At 49.8% G+C, this 18,356-nt stretch carries 10 protein-coding genes, 2 tRNA genes and 3 rRNA genes; 8 read left to right on the top strand and 7 right to left on the bottom strand.

Annotation, left to right across the window (positions count from 1 at the left end):
• Window positions 1–6: 6 nt before the first annotated feature.
• The 6 genes from clpB (at window position 7) to rrf (ending at window position 8,267) form a co-directional block, all read left to right on the top strand.
• Window positions 7–2,580 (top strand): ATP-dependent chaperone ClpB, encoded by a 2,574-nt coding sequence (gene clpB / locus AB1E22_RS04410; RefSeq protein ID WP_367594259.1) that lies wholly within the window; start codon window positions 7–9, stop codon window positions 2,578–2,580.
• A gap of 472 nt (window positions 2,581–3,052) precedes the next feature.
• Window positions 3,053–4,594: ribosomal RNA gene (locus AB1E22_RS04405) — 16S ribosomal RNA — on the top strand.
• A 69-nt stretch (window positions 4,595–4,663) separates the two neighbouring features.
• A tRNA-Ile gene (locus tag AB1E22_RS04400) sits at window positions 4,664–4,740 on the top strand.
• A gap of 114 nt (window positions 4,741–4,854) precedes the next feature.
• Window positions 4,855–4,930, top strand: a tRNA-Ala gene (locus tag AB1E22_RS04395).
• 203 nt (window positions 4,931–5,133) lie between these two features.
• A 23S ribosomal RNA gene (locus AB1E22_RS04390) occupies window positions 5,134–8,042 on the top strand.
• 109 nt (window positions 8,043–8,151) lie between these two features.
• A 5S ribosomal RNA gene (rrf, locus tag AB1E22_RS04385) occupies window positions 8,152–8,267 on the top strand.
• Together the 16S, 23S and 5S rRNA genes with 2 tRNA genes alongside form the textbook arrangement of a ribosomal RNA operon.
• 59 nt (window positions 8,268–8,326) lie before the next feature.
• Here the strand turns inward: rrf and AB1E22_RS04380 are convergent.
• The 5 genes from AB1E22_RS04380 to trxC form a co-directional block, all read right to left on the bottom strand.
• Window positions 8,327–8,650, bottom strand: a complete 324-nt coding sequence (locus AB1E22_RS04380) for a YfiM family lipoprotein (RefSeq protein WP_367594258.1) — start codon at window positions 8,648–8,650, stop codon at window positions 8,327–8,329.
• A gap of 60 nt (window positions 8,651–8,710) precedes the next feature.
• Window positions 8,711–10,066 carry a CDP-diacylglycerol--serine O-phosphatidyltransferase gene (pssA, locus tag AB1E22_RS04375; RefSeq protein ID WP_367594257.1) on the bottom strand — a complete coding sequence of 452 codons (1,356 nt, stop codon included), beginning with the start codon at window positions 10,064–10,066 and terminating at the stop codon, window positions 8,711–8,713.
• Window positions 10,067–10,180: 114 nt separating this feature from the next.
• Complete coding sequence (locus AB1E22_RS04370; RefSeq protein ID WP_367594256.1) at window positions 10,181–12,841, bottom strand: bifunctional acetate--CoA ligase family protein/GNAT family N-acetyltransferase; 2,661 nt, start codon at window positions 12,839–12,841, stop codon at window positions 10,181–10,183.
• Between the two features lie 32 nt (window positions 12,842–12,873).
• On the bottom strand, window positions 12,874–13,575 hold the full coding sequence (locus tag AB1E22_RS04365; RefSeq protein ID WP_367594255.1) for a tRNA-uridine aminocarboxypropyltransferase: 702 nt from the start codon (window positions 13,573–13,575) through the stop codon (window positions 12,874–12,876).
• 73 nt (window positions 13,576–13,648) lie between these two features.
• Window positions 13,649–14,068 carry a thioredoxin TrxC gene (gene trxC / locus AB1E22_RS04360; RefSeq protein WP_367594254.1) on the bottom strand — a complete coding sequence of 140 codons (420 nt, stop codon included), beginning with the start codon at window positions 14,066–14,068 and terminating at the stop codon, window positions 13,649–13,651.
• Between the two features lie 211 nt (window positions 14,069–14,279).
• Here trxC and AB1E22_RS04355 point away from each other — a divergent pair, with 211 nt between their 5' ends.
• Window positions 14,280–15,341, top strand: coding sequence for a tRNA/rRNA methyltransferase (locus AB1E22_RS04355; protein ID WP_367594253.1), 1,062 nt, complete (start codon window positions 14,280–14,282; stop codon window positions 15,339–15,341).
• A 55-nt stretch (window positions 15,342–15,396) separates the two neighbouring features.
• On the opposite strand, the gene ung is transcribed toward AB1E22_RS04355, so the two are convergent.
• Window positions 15,397–16,077: a uracil-DNA glycosylase gene (gene ung / locus AB1E22_RS04350; RefSeq protein WP_367594252.1), complete on the bottom strand. Its 681-nt coding sequence runs from the start codon at window positions 16,075–16,077 to the stop codon at window positions 15,397–15,399.
• A 320-nt stretch (window positions 16,078–16,397) separates the two neighbouring features.
• Here ung and grcA point away from each other — a divergent pair, with 320 nt between their 5' ends.
• On the top strand, window positions 16,398–16,781 hold the full coding sequence (gene grcA, locus AB1E22_RS04345) for an autonomous glycyl radical cofactor GrcA (RefSeq protein ID WP_367594251.1): 384 nt from the start codon (window positions 16,398–16,400) through the stop codon (window positions 16,779–16,781).
• Between the two features lie 145 nt (window positions 16,782–16,926).
• Here the strand turns inward: grcA and srmB are convergent, their stop codons facing one another.
• Window positions 16,927–18,249, bottom strand: coding sequence for an ATP-dependent RNA helicase SrmB (gene srmB / locus AB1E22_RS04340; RefSeq protein WP_367594250.1), 1,323 nt, complete (start codon window positions 18,247–18,249; stop codon window positions 16,927–16,929).
• Window positions 18,250–18,356: the final 107 nt, after the last annotated feature.

Here is an 18,356-nt window from a genome sequence, read left to right as displayed (position 1 = left end):
GGAGTTATGCGTCTGGATCGTCTTACTAATAAATTCCAGCTTGCTCTCGCCGATGCCCAATCCTTAGCTCTCGGGCACGACAACCAATTTATCGAACCCCTTCACTTGATGAGCGCACTGCTCAATCAGGAAGGCGGATCCGTGCGTCCTTTACTGACATCTGCGGGTGTAAATGCAGGACAGTTGCGTACTGCGATAGAGCAAGCTTTAAGCCGTTTGCCACAAGTTGAAGGAACGGGCGGCGACATTCAGCCTTCACAGGATTTAGTCCGTGCATTAAATCTGTGTGACAAGCTGGCACAAAAACGAAATGACAACTTTATTTCTTCAGAGTTATTTGTTCTGGCCGTGCTTGAATCTCGTGGAACCTTAACTGATTTATTGAAATCAGCGGGTGCGACCACCGCAAATGTGACCACTGCAATTGAGCAAATGCGTGGAGGCGAAAACGTGAATGATCAAGGTGCCGAAGACCAGCGTCAGGCATTGAAAAAATATACTGTCGATCTAACCGAGCGTGCTGAGCTTGGCAAATTAGACCCGGTCATTGGTCGTGATGAAGAAATTCGTCGCACCATTCAGGTATTACAACGTCGTACCAAAAACAACCCGGTGCTTATCGGTGAACCGGGTGTGGGTAAAACAGCCATCGTTGAAGGTTTGGCACAGCGCATTATCAATGGTGAAGTACCGGAAGGTCTGAAAGGGCGTCGGGTGCTGGCATTGGATATGGGCGCGCTGGTGGCCGGTGCGAAATACCGGGGTGAGTTTGAAGAGCGCCTGAAAGGTGTTCTGAATGACCTTTCTAAACAGGAAGGTAATGTCATCCTATTTATTGACGAATTGCACACAATGGTTGGTGCGGGTAAAGCAGACGGGGCCATGGACGCGGGTAATATGCTCAAACCTGCGCTTGCACGGGGTGAATTGCACTGCGTAGGTGCGACAACCCTTGATGAATATCGTCAGTATATAGAGAAGGATGCGGCTCTTGAGCGTCGTTTCCAGAAAGTGTTCGTTGCTGAACCTTCTGTTGAAGACACCATTGCTATTTTGCGTGGGCTGAAAGAGCGCTACGAATTGCACCACCATGTGCAAATTACTGACCCGGCAATCGTTGCGGCTGCGACCTTATCGCATCGCTATATAGCCGACCGTCAGTTGCCGGATAAAGCCATCGACCTTATCGATGAAGCCGCATCCAGCATTCGTATGCAGATTGACTCAAAACCGGAAGAGCTCGATCGTCTTGACCGCCGAATCATCCAGCTCAAACTGGAACAGCAGGCATTGAAGAAAGAGTCTGATGAAGCGAGCCAGAAGCGCTTGAGCATGCTTGAGGAAGAGTTAGATCAGAAAGAGCGCGAATATTCTGTTCTGGAAGAAGAGTGGAAAGCGGAGAAAGCGTCACTTTCTGGTACCCAGACGATTAAAGCTGAGTTGGAACAGGCAAAAATCGCCATTGAGCAAGCTCGTCGTGTTGGTGACCTGGCGCGCATGTCTGAGCTGCAATACGGCAAGATACCTGAGCTGGAGAAACAGCTTGCCGCTGCAACGCAGAGCGAAGGCAAAACCATGCGCCTGCTACGTAATAAAGTTACTGACGCGGAAATTGCGGAAGTCCTGGCGCGTTGGACGGGTATTCCGGTGGCGCGCATGCTTGAAGGTGAGCGAGAGAAATTATTGCGTATGGAGCAACAACTTCATACCCGCGTTATCGGTCAGAATGAGGCGGTAGAGGCTGTATCGAATGCGATTCGTCGCAGTCGTGCCGGTTTGTCTGACCCGAATCGCCCAATTGGGTCATTCCTGTTCCTTGGGCCAACCGGAGTAGGTAAAACCGAACTGTGCAAAACGCTGGCAAACTTTATGTTTGATAGCGACGATGCGATGGTGCGTATCGATATGTCCGAGTTTATGGAAAAACATTCCGTCTCGCGTTTGGTTGGTGCGCCTCCAGGGTATGTAGGTTATGAAGAAGGTGGTTATCTGACAGAAGCGGTCCGTCGTCGCCCTTACTCTGTCATTCTGTTAGATGAAGTAGAGAAGGCGCACCCAGATGTGTTCAATATCTTATTGCAGGTGTTGGACGATGGGCGTTTGACTGACGGGCAGGGGAGAACGGTCGACTTCCGAAATACGGTGGTGATCATGACCTCTAACCTTGGTTCTGATTTGATTCAGGAGCGTTTCGGTGCGCTGGATTATAGCCATATGAAGGATCTGGTTCTTGGTGTTGTCAGCCAGAACTTCCGTCCAGAGTTCGTGAACCGTATTGATGAAGTTGTGGTATTCCACCCGCTGGGTGAGCAGCACATTGCTTCAATTGCACAGATTCAGTTGCAACGTCTGTATAAACGTCTTGAAGAGCGTGGCTACGAAGTCACTATCTCTGATGATGCATTGAAGCTGCTTAGCGAGAATGGTTACGACCCGGTATATGGTGCTCGGCCTTTGAAACGTGCTATCCAGCAACAAATTGAGAACCCGCTGGCTCAGCAAATCTTGTCCGGAGAGCTGATTCCAGGAAAAATGGTGCATCTGGAAGTTAAAGATGACCATATAGTTGCAGTGCAGTAAGTCACAAAAAAGATAAAACGAGCCCTACGGGGCTCGTTTTTGTTTAAAAAACAGGCGATATTAGACTTCTTAGTGGTGGTTTGCCTGGAAAATAGGCGAACGATAAGAATTTTGCATTTTATACTTGTCAGCTTCCAGAAAATCCCTATACTGCGCCTCCACTGACACGGCACAACGGCTTACAAACCGGCCCGTTAGTTGGAGTGAAGCGCAAAATAAACGCTTGACTCTGAAAGAGGAAAGCGTAATATACGCCACCTCGAGTTAGCAAGCGAAAGCGCGTAACTCACTGCTCTTTAACAATTTATCAGACAATCTGTGTGGGCACTCGCAGGATTGATATCTCAGATACCTCCGGGTATCAAAAAAATATCAAGTCTTGAAGAGTGACCAAGCAGTAATTCATTTAGTTGAATTATTACGAAAGTTAATTTTTGAGCACCGCTTACTCATTGTAAGCAAATCAAGCTTTTAATTGAAGAGTTTGATCATGGCTCAGATTGAACGCTGGCGGCAGGCCTAACACATGCAAGTCGAGCGGCAGCGGGAAGTAGCTTGCTACTTTGCCGGCGAGCGGCGGACGGGTGAGTAATGTCTGGGAAACTGCCTGATGGAGGGGGATAACTACTGGAAACGGTAGCTAATACCGCATAACGTCTTCGGACCAAAGAGGGGGACCTTCGGGCCTCTTGCCATCAGATGTGCCCAGATGGGATTAGCTAGTAGGTGAGGTAATGGCTCACCTAGGCGACGATCCCTAGCTGGTCTGAGAGGATGACCAGCCACACTGGAACTGAGACACGGTCCAGACTCCTACGGGAGGCAGCAGTGGGGAATATTGCACAATGGGCGCAAGCCTGATGCAGCCATGCCGCGTGTATGAAGAAGGCCTTCGGGTTGTAAAGTACTTTCAGCGAGGAGGAAGGCATTGTGGTTAATAACCGCAGTGATTGACGTTACTCGCAGAAGAAGCACCGGCTAACTCCGTGCCAGCAGCCGCGGTAATACGGAGGGTGCAAGCGTTAATCGGAATTACTGGGCGTAAAGCGCACGCAGGCGGTTTGTTAAGTCAGATGTGAAATCCCCGGGCTCAACCTGGGAACTGCATTTGAAACTGGCAAGCTTGAGTCTTGTAGAGGGGGGTAGAATTCCAGGTGTAGCGGTGAAATGCGTAGAGATCTGGAGGAATACCGGTGGCGAAGGCGGCCCCCTGGACAAAGACTGACGCTCAGGTGCGAAAGCGTGGGGAGCAAACAGGATTAGATACCCTGGTAGTCCACGCCGTAAACGATGTCGACTTGGAGGTTGTTCCCTTGAGGAGTGGCTTCCGGAGCTAACGCGTTAAGTCGACCGCCTGGGGAGTACGGCCGCAAGGTTAAAACTCAAATGAATTGACGGGGGCCCGCACAAGCGGTGGAGCATGTGGTTTAATTCGATGCAACGCGAAGAACCTTACCTACTCTTGACATCCACAGAATTCGGCAGAGATGCCTTAGTGCCTTCGGGAACTGTGAGACAGGTGCTGCATGGCTGTCGTCAGCTCGTGTTGTGAAATGTTGGGTTAAGTCCCGCAACGAGCGCAACCCTTATCCTTTGTTGCCAGCGGTCCGGCCGGGAACTCAAAGGAGACTGCCAGTGATAAACTGGAGGAAGGTGGGGATGACGTCAAGTCATCATGGCCCTTACGAGTAGGGCTACACACGTGCTACAATGGCGCATACAAAGAGAAGCGACCTCGCGAGAGCAAGCGGACCTCATAAAGTGCGTCGTAGTCCGGATCGGAGTCTGCAACTCGACTCCGTGAAGTCGGAATCGCTAGTAATCGTAGATCAGAATGCTACGGTGAATACGTTCCCGGGCCTTGTACACACCGCCCGTCACACCATGGGAGTGGGTTGCAAAAGAAGTAGGTAGCTTAACCTTCGGGAGGGCGCTTACCACTTTGTGATTCATGACTGGGGTGAAGTCGTAACAAGGTAACCGTAGGGGAACCTGCGGTTGGATCACCTCCTTACCTGAAAGATACGAACTTGCGTAGTGCTCACACAGATTGTCTGATAGAAAACGAGCAGTAAAACCTTATAGGCTTGTAGCTCAGGTGGTTAGAGCGCACCCCTGATAAGGGTGAGGTCGGTGGTTCAAGTCCACTCAGGCCTACCAAATTCTCGCCTGTCCTGCATTACAGCATCACTCACATACTTTAAGTATGCTACGTGACGCTGCGCTTTGGCCAGCCATGAATTATTGGTAAATCAAAGGTTTTACGAAATCGATGGGGCTATAGCTCAGCTGGGAGAGCGCCTGCCTTGCACGCAGGAGGTCAGCGGTTCGATCCCGCTTAGCTCCACCATTATTTCACGCTCATTCAATATCTCAAAACTGACTTATCAGTCATGTTTGAGATATTTGCTCTTTAAAAATCCGGAACAAGCTGAAAATTGAAACGACACACTGTTTCCTTTCTCCGTAATAAGAAAGGAAGTGAGGTGTGTTCGAGTCTCTCAAATTTTCACGACACCGACTGTTGTCTCACGAGACACCTTCGGGTTGTGAGGTTAAGCGACTAAGCGTACACGGTGGATGCCCTGGCAGTCAGAGGCGATGAAGGACGTGCTAATCTGCGATAAGCGTCGGTAAGGTGATATGAACCGTTATAACCGACGATTTCCGAATGGGGAAACCCAGTGCAATCCGTTGCACTATCGTTAAGTGAATACATAGCTTAACGAAGCGAACCGGGGGAACTGAAACATCTAAGTACCCCGAGGAAAAGAAATCAACCGAGATTCCCCCAGTAGCGGCGAGCGAACGGGGAGCAGCCCAGAGTCTGAATCAGTTTGTGTATTAGTGGAAGCGTCTGGAAAGTCGCAGGGTACAGGGTGATACTCCCGTACACAAAAATACACCTTCTGTGAACTCGAAGAGTAGGGCGGGACACGTGGTATCCTGTCTGAATATGGGGGGACCATCCTCCAAGGCTAAATACTCCTGACTGACCGATAGTGAACCAGTACCGTGAGGGAAAGGCGAAAAGAACCCCGGCGAGGGGAGTGAAACAGAACCTGAAACCGTGTACGTACAAGCAGTGGGAGCCTCTTTAATGGGGTGACTGCGTACCTTTTGTATAATGGGTCAGCGACTTATATTCTGTAGCAAGGTTAACCGTATAGGGGAGCCGCAGGGAAACCGAGTCTTAACTGGGCGTTAAGTTGCAGGGTATAGACCCGAAACCCGGTGATCTAGCCATGGGCAGGTTGAAGGTTGGGTAACACTAACTGGAGGACCGAACCGACTAATGTTGAAAAATTAGCGGATGACTTGTGGCTGGGGGTGAAAGGCCAATCAAACCGGGAGATAGCTGGTTCTCCCCGAAAGCTATTTAGGTAGCGCCTCGTGAACTCATCTTCGGGGGTAGAGCACTGTTTCGGCTAGGGGGCCATCCCGGCTTACCAACCCGATGCAAACTACGAATACCGAAGAATGTTATCACGGGAGACACACGGCGGGTGCTAACGTCCGTCGTGAAGAGGGAAACAACCCAGACCGCCAGCTAAGGTCCCAAAGTCATGGTTAAGTGGGAAACGATGTGGGAAGGCACAGACAGCCAGGATGTTGGCTTAGAAGCAGCCATCATTTAAAGAAAGCGTAATAGCTCACTGGTCGAGTCGGCCTGCGCGGAAGATGTAACGGGGCTAAACCATGCACCGAAGCTGCGGCAGCGACGCTTATGCGTTGTTGGGTAGGGGAGCGTTCTGTAAGCCGTCGAAGGTGGCCTGTGAGGGCTGCTGGAGGTATCAGAAGTGCGAATGCTGACATAAGTAACGATAAAGCGGGTGAAAAGCCCGCTCGCCGGAAGACCAAGGGTTCCTGTCCAACGTTAATCGGGGCAGGGTGAGTCGACCCCTAAGGCGAGGCCGAAAGGCGTAGTCGATGGGAAACAGGTTAATATTCCTGTACTCGGTGTTACTGCGAAGGGGGGACGGAGAAGGCTATGTTGGCCGGGCGACGGTTGTCCCGGTTTAAGCATGTAGGCGGGAAGTTTAGGTAAATCCGGACTTCTGTATAACGCTGAGGTGTGACGACGAGGCACTACGGTGCTGAAGTGACAAATGCCCTGCTTCCAGGAAAAGCCTCTAAGCATCAGGTAACATCAAATCGTACCCCAAACCGACACAGGTGGTCAGGTAGAGAATACCAAGGCGCTTGAGAGAACTCGGGTGAAGGAACTAGGCAAAATGGTGCCGTAACTTCGGGAGAAGGCACGCTGTCGGTAAGTGAAACCCCTCGCGGGTGGAGCTGAAGGCAGTCGAAGATACCAGCTGGCTGCAACTGTTTATTAAAAACACAGCACTGTGCAAACACGAAAGTGGACGTATACGGTGTGACGCCTGCCCGGTGCCGGAAGGTTAATTGATGGGGTTAAGCGCAAGCTGAAGCTCTTGATCGAAGCCCCGGTAAACGGCGGCCGTAACTATAACGGTCCTAAGGTAGCGAAATTCCTTGTCGGGTAAGTTCCGACCTGCACGAATGGCGTAATGATGGCCAGGCTGTCTCCACCCGAGACTCAGTGAAATTGAAATCGCTGTGAAGATGCAGTGTACCCGCGGCAAGACGGAAAGACCCCGTGAACCTTTACTATAGCTTGACACTGAACACTGGTCCTTGATGTGTAGGATAGGTGGGAGGCTTTGAAGCGAGGACGCCAGTTCTTGTGGAGCCAACCTTGAAATACCACCCTTTAATGGCTGGTGTTCTAACGTAGACCCGTGATCCGGGTTGCGGACAGTGTCTGGTGGGTAGTTTGACTGGGGCGGTCTCCTCCTAAAGCGTAACGGAGGAGCACGAAGGTTAGCTAATCACGGTCGGACATCGTGAGGTTAGTGCAAAGGCATAAGCTAGCTTGACTGCGAGAGTGACGGCTCGAGCAGGTGCGAAAGCAGGTCTTAGTGATCCGGTGGTTCTGAATGGAAGGGCCATCGCTCAACGGATAAAAGGTACTCCGGGGATAACAGGCTGATACCGCCCAAGAGTTCATATCGACGGCGGTGTTTGGCACCTCGATGTCGGCTCATCACATCCTGGGGCTGAAGTAGGTCCCAAGGGTATGGCTGTTCGCCATTTAAAGTGGTACGCGAGCTGGGTTTAGAACGTCGTGAGACAGTTCGGTCCCTATCTGCCGTGGGCGCTGGAGAATTGAGGGGGGCTGCTCCTAGTACGAGAGGACCGGAGTGGACGCATCACTGGTGTTCGGGTTGTCATGCCAATGGCATTGCCCGGTAGCTAAATGCGGAAAAGATAAGCGCTGAAAGCATCTAAGCGCGAAACTTGCCCCGAGATGAGTTCTCCCTGAGCCTTTAAGGCTCCTGAAGGAACGTTGAAGACGACGACGTTGATAGGCTGGGTGTGTAAGCGTAGCGATACGTTGAGCTAACCAGTACTAATGATCCGTGAGGCTTAACCTTACAACACCGAAGGTGTTTTGGTGAGAGAGATTTGATTTTAATTTTCAGCTGAATTCCGGATTTAGGTTAACGGTCACCCGGGAGGTGACGGTTAATGAAACAGAATATGCCTGGCGGCACTAGCGCGGTGGTCCCACCTGACCCCATGCCGAACTCAGAAGTGAAACGCCGTAGCGCCGATGGTAGTGTGGGGTCTCCCCATGCGAGAGTAGGGAACTGCCAGGCTCCAATCAAGTAAGAAGCCCTGCACTGACGTGCAGGGCTTTTTGCCGTCTGCGATAAATCTAATATTTGGCAAGTTGCCATATTGTGTAGCCGGTAGCTGCACCGGCTATGTCCCAAGTGAAATCTTTCCAGCTCCATCCGCTTCCTGCTTGACGGCTATCCCATAGTTCTTTTGTCGCTCCCAGACTCACTGAAAATAAGAAACCGAAGTTAGCGCTACGGGCATCACTCCAGCCCTGACGTTGCCCATACTCATTGCCCGCTGCGGATAAAATAGCGGAGGCGATAAAGTGCTGTGCTTTATCCTGACCATACCACTGGTCTTGCGCCATATGGCTGCAACCACTAAGCAGAAATATTGAGGGGAGCAAAAAACGGAGCATTCATTATCCTCAGAGTATAAAAAAGCCCTGCAAGCAGGGCTATTTAGTATAACTAATGAATTACAGAATACGACTAATCAACCGGTCGATACGGATACGGCGTAAACGCCGAATAAGCTTACGTACTTTGATGGGATATTCCGCAATACTCTGCAAATCACGGTAGTGTTTAACTACGGTGGTGTGAGTACGGATTAAATCTAATTCATGATCACGCTGAGCAGTCAGTTCCTGTTTAGGATCATGAATTAGAATTGCGTTCTCCAGATCCAGGCGCCATGCTCTCGGGTTAAGGTTATTACCCGTCAACAGCATCCACTCGTTATCAACCCACATGCCTTTCAGGTGGTAGCTGTTATCGTCGTCTTTCCATAGTCGAACAATCAATTGCCCACTATTTACATAATATTGTAGGCGGCTCAGGAAACGACGAAGGTTAATTTCATAAAGGTAAGGTAACGCACCGATTATCTTAAACGGTTGATCTTCTGGAATATAAAAATCATTCGCCGTTTTATCACCGACAATAATCTCGACGCTTTTTCCTTCACGCAACAGCTGAATAATATTGCGAACCAGTACCGCAGGCAGATTAAAATAAGGTGTGCAAATAACCAGCTTATTTTCGGTGCATGGCATTAAGTGGTAGATAGTTTTATTCAGCAGGCTTGTTTTACCCAGCCCAACTAAAGGCGTAACGGCTAACTGCTCGTTATCGGCATTGCCCTGAAAATGAAAACTGGCGTCACGTAGTTCTTGGCGGAACAAACGAATGTCATTTTTAATCTCTGGGCTTTTAGGTCGATGTTGTCTATCCAGACGATGTACAGCGCGACCGCCCACCAGATTTTCTTGCATCCAGTTATACATGACATCAGAAAGCTGCGTATTACAGATAACCTGATAACGGTCATAACGATACTTATCATGCTGATGAAGATAAACATCATTCACGCTGGCGCCGCTATAGATGACGCAGTCATCAACAATAAAACCTTTAAAATGCAGAACGCCTAAAGCTTCACGCGTATTTACCGGTACACCAAATACGGGAATATCAACGCCGGGATATTCCTCGGTCATACGGTGATACCAGTCTGCATTAGTGTTTGTTGCTGCAGCGCCAATTCGGCCTCGTTGGGCGCGATGCCAGTCCACCAGGACCGTCACTTCAAGTTCCGGGCGTTGCTGTTTTGCCTGGTAGAGTGCCGTTAACACAGCTTTACCGGCGTCATCTTGTTCAAGATAAAGTGCAACAATACAGATGCGATGAGTGGCACTAGCAATTTTTTGCAGCAGGACTTCACGGAAATCCGCTGGGGAGAAAAGGGTTTCTACATCATCAACTGACTGAGAAAGCTTCGGCAATTGGGCAAGGTGTTGTTGATGTTTATTTCGTTTAAATTTAGACAACATCACAGTGCGTATCTTCTCTATTCATTGGATGGCCTTCTGCAAAATCCAGACGTCAGAACTTGCTGATAATACCACTACTGACCTACAAAGTGAGTAAGTTTTCCAATACCTTACTCACGAATCTATGCTTTGCATCAATGGAAGAGTCAGGCTAACGATGCCATCTTCCAGTTGTATATCGACATCAAATCCGAGTTTGCGCGCCAGAGAGACCATACCGCGGTTGTTAGGCATCGTAATGCCGTTCAGTCTTTGAAGCCCATGTTCACGGGTATAGGCAATCAACTTTTCCAGTAGACGGCGCCCTAACCCTAAACCTTTCAAATCAGAGCGCACAAGAACGGCAAATTCCGCATCAATGTTGTCTGGGTCTGAAATTGCCCGCGTGACGCCAATAATCTCGCTGGTACCTTTTTGTTGGCGAACAGCCACAAAAGCCATTTCTCGATCGTAGTCGATTTGCGTCATGTTGGCTAAATCTTCGTGGGTAAATTCGTTGATCTCACTAAAATATCGGTAGTAAAGATCCTCTTTGGTGACCAGAGAAATAAACTGCTGGAGCAAAGGTTCATCTTCTGGAAGGATCGGGCGGAACAGACAATGTTCGCCGTTCTTGAGTGTCACTTTTTCTTCAAGCTGATAAGGATAAGGGCGGATTGCCAGACGAGTTTCTGGATTGCCTTCGAATTTCTCAAGCTGCAACGTCACATCCAAAAGAGTGAATTCATTACCTGAGGCCAAGAGGGGGTGAATATCCAGACGACGTATTTCCGGGCAATCGACAATCAGATTTGAAACCTGCACTAAAACCTGGCTAATTCCTGGAACATCCAGCGGACGTAATGCGCTTCGCCCCCGAATCTTGCCGCTTTTTATCGCCTGAATGACAAGATAGCGGGCAAGATTCATGTTCAGTGGAGGCAAAGCGACCACCGCTTGTTGGTCTGGCCGCCATTCAACCCCTCCTTCGCCAAGCATAATCAATGGCCCAAAGACCGGGTCATGTTCGACCACAATCCGCAATTCCTGAGCGCCTGCACGGTTTGCCATACTTTGAACTAATAGACCGTGAATACGTGCCTGCGGCCAGGTCATTTTTACACGATCGATGATGGCATCGGCGGCTTGCTGAACCTCTGAAGCTGTTCTCAAATACAGCATTACCCCCTGAACTTCCGACTTATGAGGAATGTCTGGAGAACGCAGTTTCAGCGCAACGGGGTAACCGATTTGCTCGGCAATATGCACGGCTTCTGCACTATCTCCGGCAATCCAGGTTGGCAGAGTGTTAAGACCATAAGCCTGTAAAATGGGGCGCACTTCATGAGTATCGAGGGAAGTTGCGCCTTCACCAAGTGCTTGTTGGAGGAGATGATGAGCCTCGCTGGCATTGGCTTTTAGATTGGCTGGCAGAGCGGGTGTTTCACGCAACTGTTTCTGGTTACGGCGATATTCAACCATATGCATAAAGGCGGTAACCGCGCCTTCAGGTGTGCGATAAGTGGGAATACTCGCATCGCTGAATAAACGTCTGGCTTCCTGAGATGAAAATTCGCCGCACCAGTTGGTAATTAATGTGATGTACTTGCCGCGCGGATGTCGTCGAATAAGGTCAATTAGTGCCACTGCGCTTACCGTTCCGGGTGCTGCAGCGCTTGGAGCGTGAATAATCATCAGCGCATCAAAATCCTGGCTATCCAACAATGTTTCAACCGCATGGATATATCGCTCCGGAGTAGCATCATCGCGTAAATCCAACGGATTGCCACTTTCCACGCCGATCGGCAGCTTACTCTTGAGCGTATTAAGAATTTCTTCACTTAGAGTGGCTAGTTTTCCGTTTCGTAGCCATAACTCATCCAGCGCCAGCGCCGCCGGTGCAGCACCATTGCTGACAATCATTAAGCGCTCGCCGCGTAGGGGGCGCATGTGGCTTAACGTTTCTACTGCTGAAAAAAGTTCATGCGTATCCTGAACGCGTAATAGACCTGCGCGCTGAATGGCCGCATCCCACGCAGCATCAAGCCCGAGATGTGTTTTAAGCAGCTCTTGTGCTTTAGCGCTCCTGCCACTTTTAATCACCAAAATGGGTTTATTCCGCGAAGCGCTTCGAGCCGCTGAAACAAAACGCCGTGCATCACTTAAATGCTCAAGGTAAAGCAAAATAGCGCTGGTTTTGGTATCGCGTGCCAGGTAATCCAACAGCTCATCAACATCTATATCAAGGCTGTCACCGAGTGCGATAAACCATGAGAATCCCATTTCCCGTTGCTGAGCCCAATCCAGAATAGTGTTGGAAACTGCTGCTGATTGCGAAATAAATGCCAGTTTGCCCTTCTGAATGGGGACGGGGGAAAAGCTCGCGTTTAGCCCTTGCCACGGTACAAGCAGACCAAGGCTATTTGGCCCTAGCAAACGCATCTGCCATTGAGTGGCACACGCTAACAATTCTGGTAATTGATCGGGGGGAGCAGAAAGGATAATGCAGGCTTTACAACCTTTTTGACCAAGCGATTGCAGCAATTCGAGGTTACGTTTGGAATGAGTACAAATGATGCCGAGATCCGGAGGGAAGGGGAGATTTTCGATATCAGGCCAGGCAAGAACCCCACAAACCGCTTTATGGCTTGGAGTCACAGGCATTACCGGGCCATTAAAACCCCCGGCAAGCAGATTGCGCATCATTAAATAGCCTGCGCGATCTGTTTTCGCAGAAGCGCCGATCACAGCAATTGATTTGGGGCGCAGTAGCGCCTCCAGCCCACGTTGACTCATTGCTCACTCCCCTGAGAATTAACTCAGTGAGTTTAAACGCTTTCTGGCTCTGCTGCTGTGACGCTGGATTGATGATGGGGTTTGCCTGCCAGATATCGCTCACGAAATAGCGTGAAATGTTCCGTCAAACCTCTGGCTGCATGTTCATCATCTGCGAGTGCAAGGAGTGCAGCGGCAACTTCTGCAGTGCAATATTGCCCATCGGCATGCGCTTCACGTAGCCGATAGGCAGAAACAATACTTAAATCCACAGAAATAACCGGGAGCCCGTCAAGATACGGGCTTTTGCGAAACATCTTACGAGCTTCGGTCCATGTGCCGTCCAGCATAATAAATAGCGGTGGCTTGCCACTTTTTGGCGGCGTGGTCAGCACTTCGCGCCCAGGACTTGCGTACGAGGCGGGGAAGACCACCATGGGTTGATAGTCCGGTGAGCTGACCAAATCGAGCAGCGCCTGCGGTGGCTCAGTTCGCGACCATTGGAACGCTTCGGTATCCGGTAGAATATCTGCGATAAGTCTGCCCGTGTTGCTGGGTTTCATAGGCTCGGTGTCAAACATGACCAAACAGAAACGGCTACGTGCTTTCTGCGGTGTTAGCGTTTCGCATAAGCACTGTTTAAGGGGCAATAGGCAGCGCTGGCAGCGGCGAATGCGGTTACCACGAGCAAGAAAAGGGCGAGTTGCACGCGCCAGGCGTTCGGCACGAAGACGTAGGACGGCGTTTTCAGTCATCAGATAAACAAGTCTAAAAACGCCATTCTAACGTAGATGAAGTGCGCGGGTACAAAGAAACGTACCCGTGAACTTAGAGATTTTCGTTCAGCCAGCTATCAAAGGGGGCTTTCGGCATCGCGCCATTAAGCATATCGACCATTTCACCTTTCTTGAACACCATAATGGTCGGAATACTGCGAATATGGAAACGAGCACTTAGTGCAGGCTCAGCTTCAGTATTGACCTTAACGAAACGTACTTTGCCACTGCGCTCTTCTGCCACATCTTCAAAGATAGGGGCAAAGTTAACGCAAGGTCCGCACCACGGTGCCCAGAAATCGATAACGACGGGTAAATCGTCTTGCAGCAATTTATCCAGAGTTTCGCTGGTGGCATTGATCACTTCGCCATCAAACAGGTCATGACCACAACGGCCACATTTCGCACCGTCATCGATGCGCTCATCAGGAATGCGATTAGTCGCCTGGCAGGCGGCACAAACGGTATTCATAACTAACCTCTAAAGGATATGTTGTCCAAAAATGTTCAAATAAAGAGCTGGTGTTTCTAATATGTTAAATATTATCAGCGAATAATCGAGCGTCAGCAAAGTGATTTATTCGATGAATACAATAGTTAGGGGCTTTTGACCGAAGTTAATGGCTAACCAGTGCCACATCGGGTAATCTGCGCGCCACGCGCTCAGCCAGGTGGAGAGAAGAATGAACGACGAATTTAAAGGTAAAAGCGGCAAGGTCAAAGTGATGTATGTCCGCGGTGACGATGACAGCGATAAACGCAGCCAAAACCCGCGCACAGGTAAAGGTGGTGGGCGTCCTGCAGCACCGTCACGGGGTGAGGGCCGACGTGGCCCACGTCGCGATGATAAACCTGGCGCTGGGCGCGAGCGGAATCGTGGTGACGATCGTGACGATCGCGGTGATAACCCGTGGCGTACGGTTTCCCGTCCACCAAGAGAAGAAGTAGCAGAAACGGGCGAACAAATGGGTGCCAATGGCAGACCAATTGTTGACCCGGAAGTGATTCGCCGCCAACGAGCGGAAGAGACACGTGTGTACGGCGAGAATGCTTGTCAGGCGCTGTTCTTGAGCCGCCCTGATTGCATCGTACGCGCCTGGTTCATCCAGAGCGTCACGCCGCGCTTCAAAGAAGCTCTGCGTTGGATGGCTGCAAACCGTAAAGCCTATCATGTGGTTGATGATGCTGAGTTGGTTAAAGCATCAGGCACAGAACACCACGGTGGCGTTTGCTTCATCATCAAAAAGCGTCGCGGCATCACTGTTCCTGGCTGGTTATCTAAAGCCGGTGAAGAAGATTGTGTGTTGGCGCTGGAAAACGTGGCTAACCCGCACAACCTCGGCGGCATTATGCGCAGCTGTGCACATTTCGGTGTGAAAGGTTTGCTGGTGGAAGATGCGGCAATGCTGGAGTCGGGTGCTGCGATTCGTACTGCTGAAGGTGGTGCGGAACACGTTGAAGCGATCAGCGGTGAGACGTTCGAAGACGGCCTGGAGCAATTCCGTAAAGCCGGTTACGCGATTGTCACGACATCAAGTCATAAAGGTACTCCGCTTTTCAACGCTGAGTTGCCAAAGAAAATGGTTCTGGTGTTAGGGCAAGAACGTGAAGGCGTTTCCGATGCGACCTTTGAAAACGCAGATATGAGCGTTGCGATTAGTGGCACCGGGAATGTCGAAAGCCTGAACGTATCAGTGGCAACAGGTGTGTTGCTGGCTGAATGGTGGCGTCAAAATAAAGCGTAATGCTTTGTGAATGACCGTGCTAAAAAGCCAGCGAAAGCTGGCTTTTTTGTCTCTATTACTCAGGCAATACTGGCGTCCAGTCAATTACTGGCTGGTTGCGTTCGGTCAAATACTGATTGGTTTTGGAGAAGTGCCCGCAGCCCAGAAAACCGCGGTGTGCGGATAACGGTGAAGGGTGAGGCGCCTGTAAAACGTGATGACGTTGCCTGTCGATAATGCTGCCTTTCTTCTGTGCATGTGAACCCCACAGCAAAAAGACCACGCCTTCACAATGTTCGTTTATCAGAGCAATCACTTTATCGGTGAATGTCTCCCAGCCCAATTTCGCATGCGAATGTGCATTACCCGCTTCGACGGTTAATACGGTATTTAGCAGCAGAACGCCCTGACGCGCCCAGCTTTCGAGATAACCGTGGTTTGGTCGCGCAAAATCAGCGATGTCGCTCTGCAACTCTTTATACATATTCGCTAATGAAGGAGGCACTGCCACACCAGGCAGGACAGAAAAAGCCAGCCCATGAGCTTGCCCGGGGCCGTGATAAGGGTCTTGCCCAAGGATCACTACTTTCACGTCACTTAATTCAGTGAAACGAAAAGCATTGAAAACATCTTTTTGCGGTGGATAAACCGTCACGCCAGCAGCGCGTCGTTCAGCAACCGTTGTCAGTGTGCTGATGAAATAGGGTTGTTGCTTTTCTTGCGCCAGCACATCGTGCCAGGTGAGGGGGGTAGTCATCTCGCTCTCCTGCGATTCGGGATGGCACTAGCTTAACCACTTCTTTCTACTAAGCAAAATGGATGCGTCACGGTGAGAGGGAATGTTTAAAAAAATTTGAAAATTTACATAATTTTTAATTTTAACTAGATTGGCTAAGTTGATGTAAAACAAATAAATGATATCATAGCCACATTAGGTGAAGGGTTTTAATTGATTTAAATCAAAGTTTGGCGACTGTTTGGCTGGTATATAGATCAGCAACGCAACAATGGTTTTACCAATGAGCCAGTTTATGGCCCGAAATAGAATCACAAAATTAGCCCATAGGGAGAAATAAAATGATTACTGGTATCCAAATTACTAAAGCTGCAAATGATTCACTTCTGAACTCAATCTGGTTGCTGGACAACGAAAAAGGCGAAGCGCGTTGTGTTTGTGCTAAAGCTGATTTTGCTGAAGATGAAGTGGTAGAAGTGAGCAAATTAGGTGAGTTCGAATATCGCGAAATCGCGGTAGAAGCAAAACCTGAAGTTCGTGTGGAGGGCGGTCAGCACCTGAACGTGAACGTTTTGCGTCGCGAAACGCTGGAAGATGCTGTTAAACATCCAGAAAAATACCCACAGCTGACCATTCGTGTGTCTGGCTATGCGGTACGTTTCAACTCACTGACTGCTGAACAACAGCGTGATGTTATCGCACGTACTTTCACTGCAAGCCTTTAATTTATAAAATATTTAAAAGCCGGTGCTATATGCACCGGCTTTTTTTATGGCTTAGAGTAAGTAACTGTTATGAAAGCGTTAAAAGTCAGGCTTTACACATAAAAAAACCGCCTCAGTGGAAACGGTTTTTTGAAGTGCTGATGAATTATTCAGCTGAGTCGGTTTTTGCGCTGCTTGGTTTGCGGCGTTTACCCACATTCTTCTTATCGCGCAGACGGACTTTCACGCGCGGTTTTTCTTTATCTTCTTTTTTCTTCTCTTCGCGTTTAGCGAGCACTTTCTTCGACGGCTTACCAGTAAGTTTCTCACTTGGCGCACGCGTTGTTGGGCGCAGCTCATCAATAACACGTGATTTCATTGGCTCTTTCATGTAGCGAGTGACTTTGCCAAGCAGCAAATGGTCATGTGCTTCAACCAAAGAAATCGCGGTACCTTTGAGGCCAGCGCGGCCGGTACGCCCAATACGGTGCAGATAGGTATCCGCTGTACGCGGCATATCGAAGTTGAATACATGGCTCACTTCAGGAATATCAATCCCACGAGCGGCAACGTCGGTCGCAATCAGCACGTTTACGCGGCCATCCGTCAAACGTTTGATCGCTTCGGTGCGCTTCATTTGCACCATTTCGCCTTCGAGATAGCAGGTATTGATACCCGCTTCACGCAGCCATGCAACCAGCTCATGCACACGGTCACGTTTACGCACAAAGACGATGGAACGCGTGGTTTCTGGTTGTTGGAGCAAATGCACCAGCAGCGCGGTTTTGTGCTCAACGTTATCTGCGCGGTAGTACCATTGATGGATTTTCTTGCGCTCGCGAGTTGAAGACGTTGCAGAAACCTCTACCGGATCTTCTAACAAACGCTCTGCGAAATCTTTAATCGCATCGCCTTCAAGCGTTGCTGAGAACAGCATCGTTTGTTTGCGCCAGCGCGTTTCAGCAGCAATGGTTTCGATATCCTGCGCAAAGCCCAGATCCAGCATACGATCGGCTTCATCAAGAATCAGTGTCTCTACCGCACGGCAATCAAAGTTTTCTTCTTTGATGTATTGCAGCAGGCGACCTGTCGTTGCAACAACGATATCCTGATTCTCGCTAAACACTTCCGCGTGGTTCATGTAAGCCACGCCACCGGTGATCGTTGCGATATCAAGATGAGTATGTTTTGCCAGTTCACGAGCATGATCGGCCACTTGCATTGCCAGTTCACGCGTTGGCGTGACGATCAAAATACGTGGTGGGCCAGATTTCTTACGCGGGAAATCGACCAAATGCTGTAACACAGGCAGCAAATAAGCGGCTGTTTTACCGGTACCGGTTGGAGCGGAACCGAGGACATCACGCCCTTCAAGTGCAGGTGGAATGGCGGCAGCCTGAATAGCTGTCGGGCGGGTAAAGCCCTTGTCCTGGAGCGCGAGCAACAGGCTCTCGTCAAGTTCCAGTTCGGAAAAAGTGGTTACAGTCATGGTCTTCCTCTATGTAGGGCGCCGATTATAGACGTTATGGCTGCGATCTTCATCTGTTTGTGTGGATAACTGACGCTTTTCCTGGCAGCAAGTTTCCCCTATGCTAC

It is taken from the genome of Buttiauxella gaviniae, from assembly GCF_040786275.1.
GTDB lineage: Bacteria > Pseudomonadota > Gammaproteobacteria > Enterobacterales > Enterobacteriaceae > Buttiauxella > Buttiauxella gaviniae_A.
Note: the sequence above shows the minus strand (reverse complement) of the source record. Positions and strands in the feature narration are given on the sequence as shown.

What these genes read in the sequence shown, in the direction of transcription:
- clpB (WP_367594259.1), top strand. Translation starts at nt 7, where the DNA reads ATGCGTCTGGATCGTCTTACTAATAAATTCCAGCTTGCTCTCGCCGAT.
- AB1E22_RS04380 (WP_367594258.1), bottom strand. Translation starts at nt 8,650, where the DNA reads ATGCTCCGTTTTTTGCTCCCCTCAATATTTCTGCTTAGTGGTTGCAGC.
- pssA (WP_367594257.1), bottom strand. Translation starts at nt 10,066, where the DNA reads ATGTTGTCTAAATTTAAACGAAATAAACATCAACAACACCTTGCCCAA.
- AB1E22_RS04370 (WP_367594256.1), bottom strand. Translation starts at nt 12,841, where the DNA reads ATGAGTCAACGTGGGCTGGAGGCGCTACTGCGCCCCAAATCAATTGCT.
- AB1E22_RS04365 (WP_367594255.1), bottom strand. Translation starts at nt 13,575, where the DNA reads ATGACTGAAAACGCCGTCCTACGTCTTCGTGCCGAACGCCTGGCGCGT.
- trxC (WP_367594254.1), bottom strand. Translation starts at nt 14,068, where the DNA reads ATGAATACCGTTTGTGCCGCCTGCCAGGCGACTAATCGCATTCCTGAT.
- AB1E22_RS04355 (WP_367594253.1), top strand. Translation starts at nt 14,280, where the DNA reads ATGAACGACGAATTTAAAGGTAAAAGCGGCAAGGTCAAAGTGATGTAT.
- ung (WP_367594252.1), bottom strand. Translation starts at nt 16,077, where the DNA reads ATGACTACCCCCCTCACCTGGCACGATGTGCTGGCGCAAGAAAAGCAA.
- grcA (WP_367594251.1), top strand. Translation starts at nt 16,398, where the DNA reads ATGATTACTGGTATCCAAATTACTAAAGCTGCAAATGATTCACTTCTG.
- srmB (WP_367594250.1), bottom strand. Translation starts at nt 18,249, where the DNA reads ATGACTGTAACCACTTTTTCCGAACTGGAACTTGACGAGAGCCTGTTG.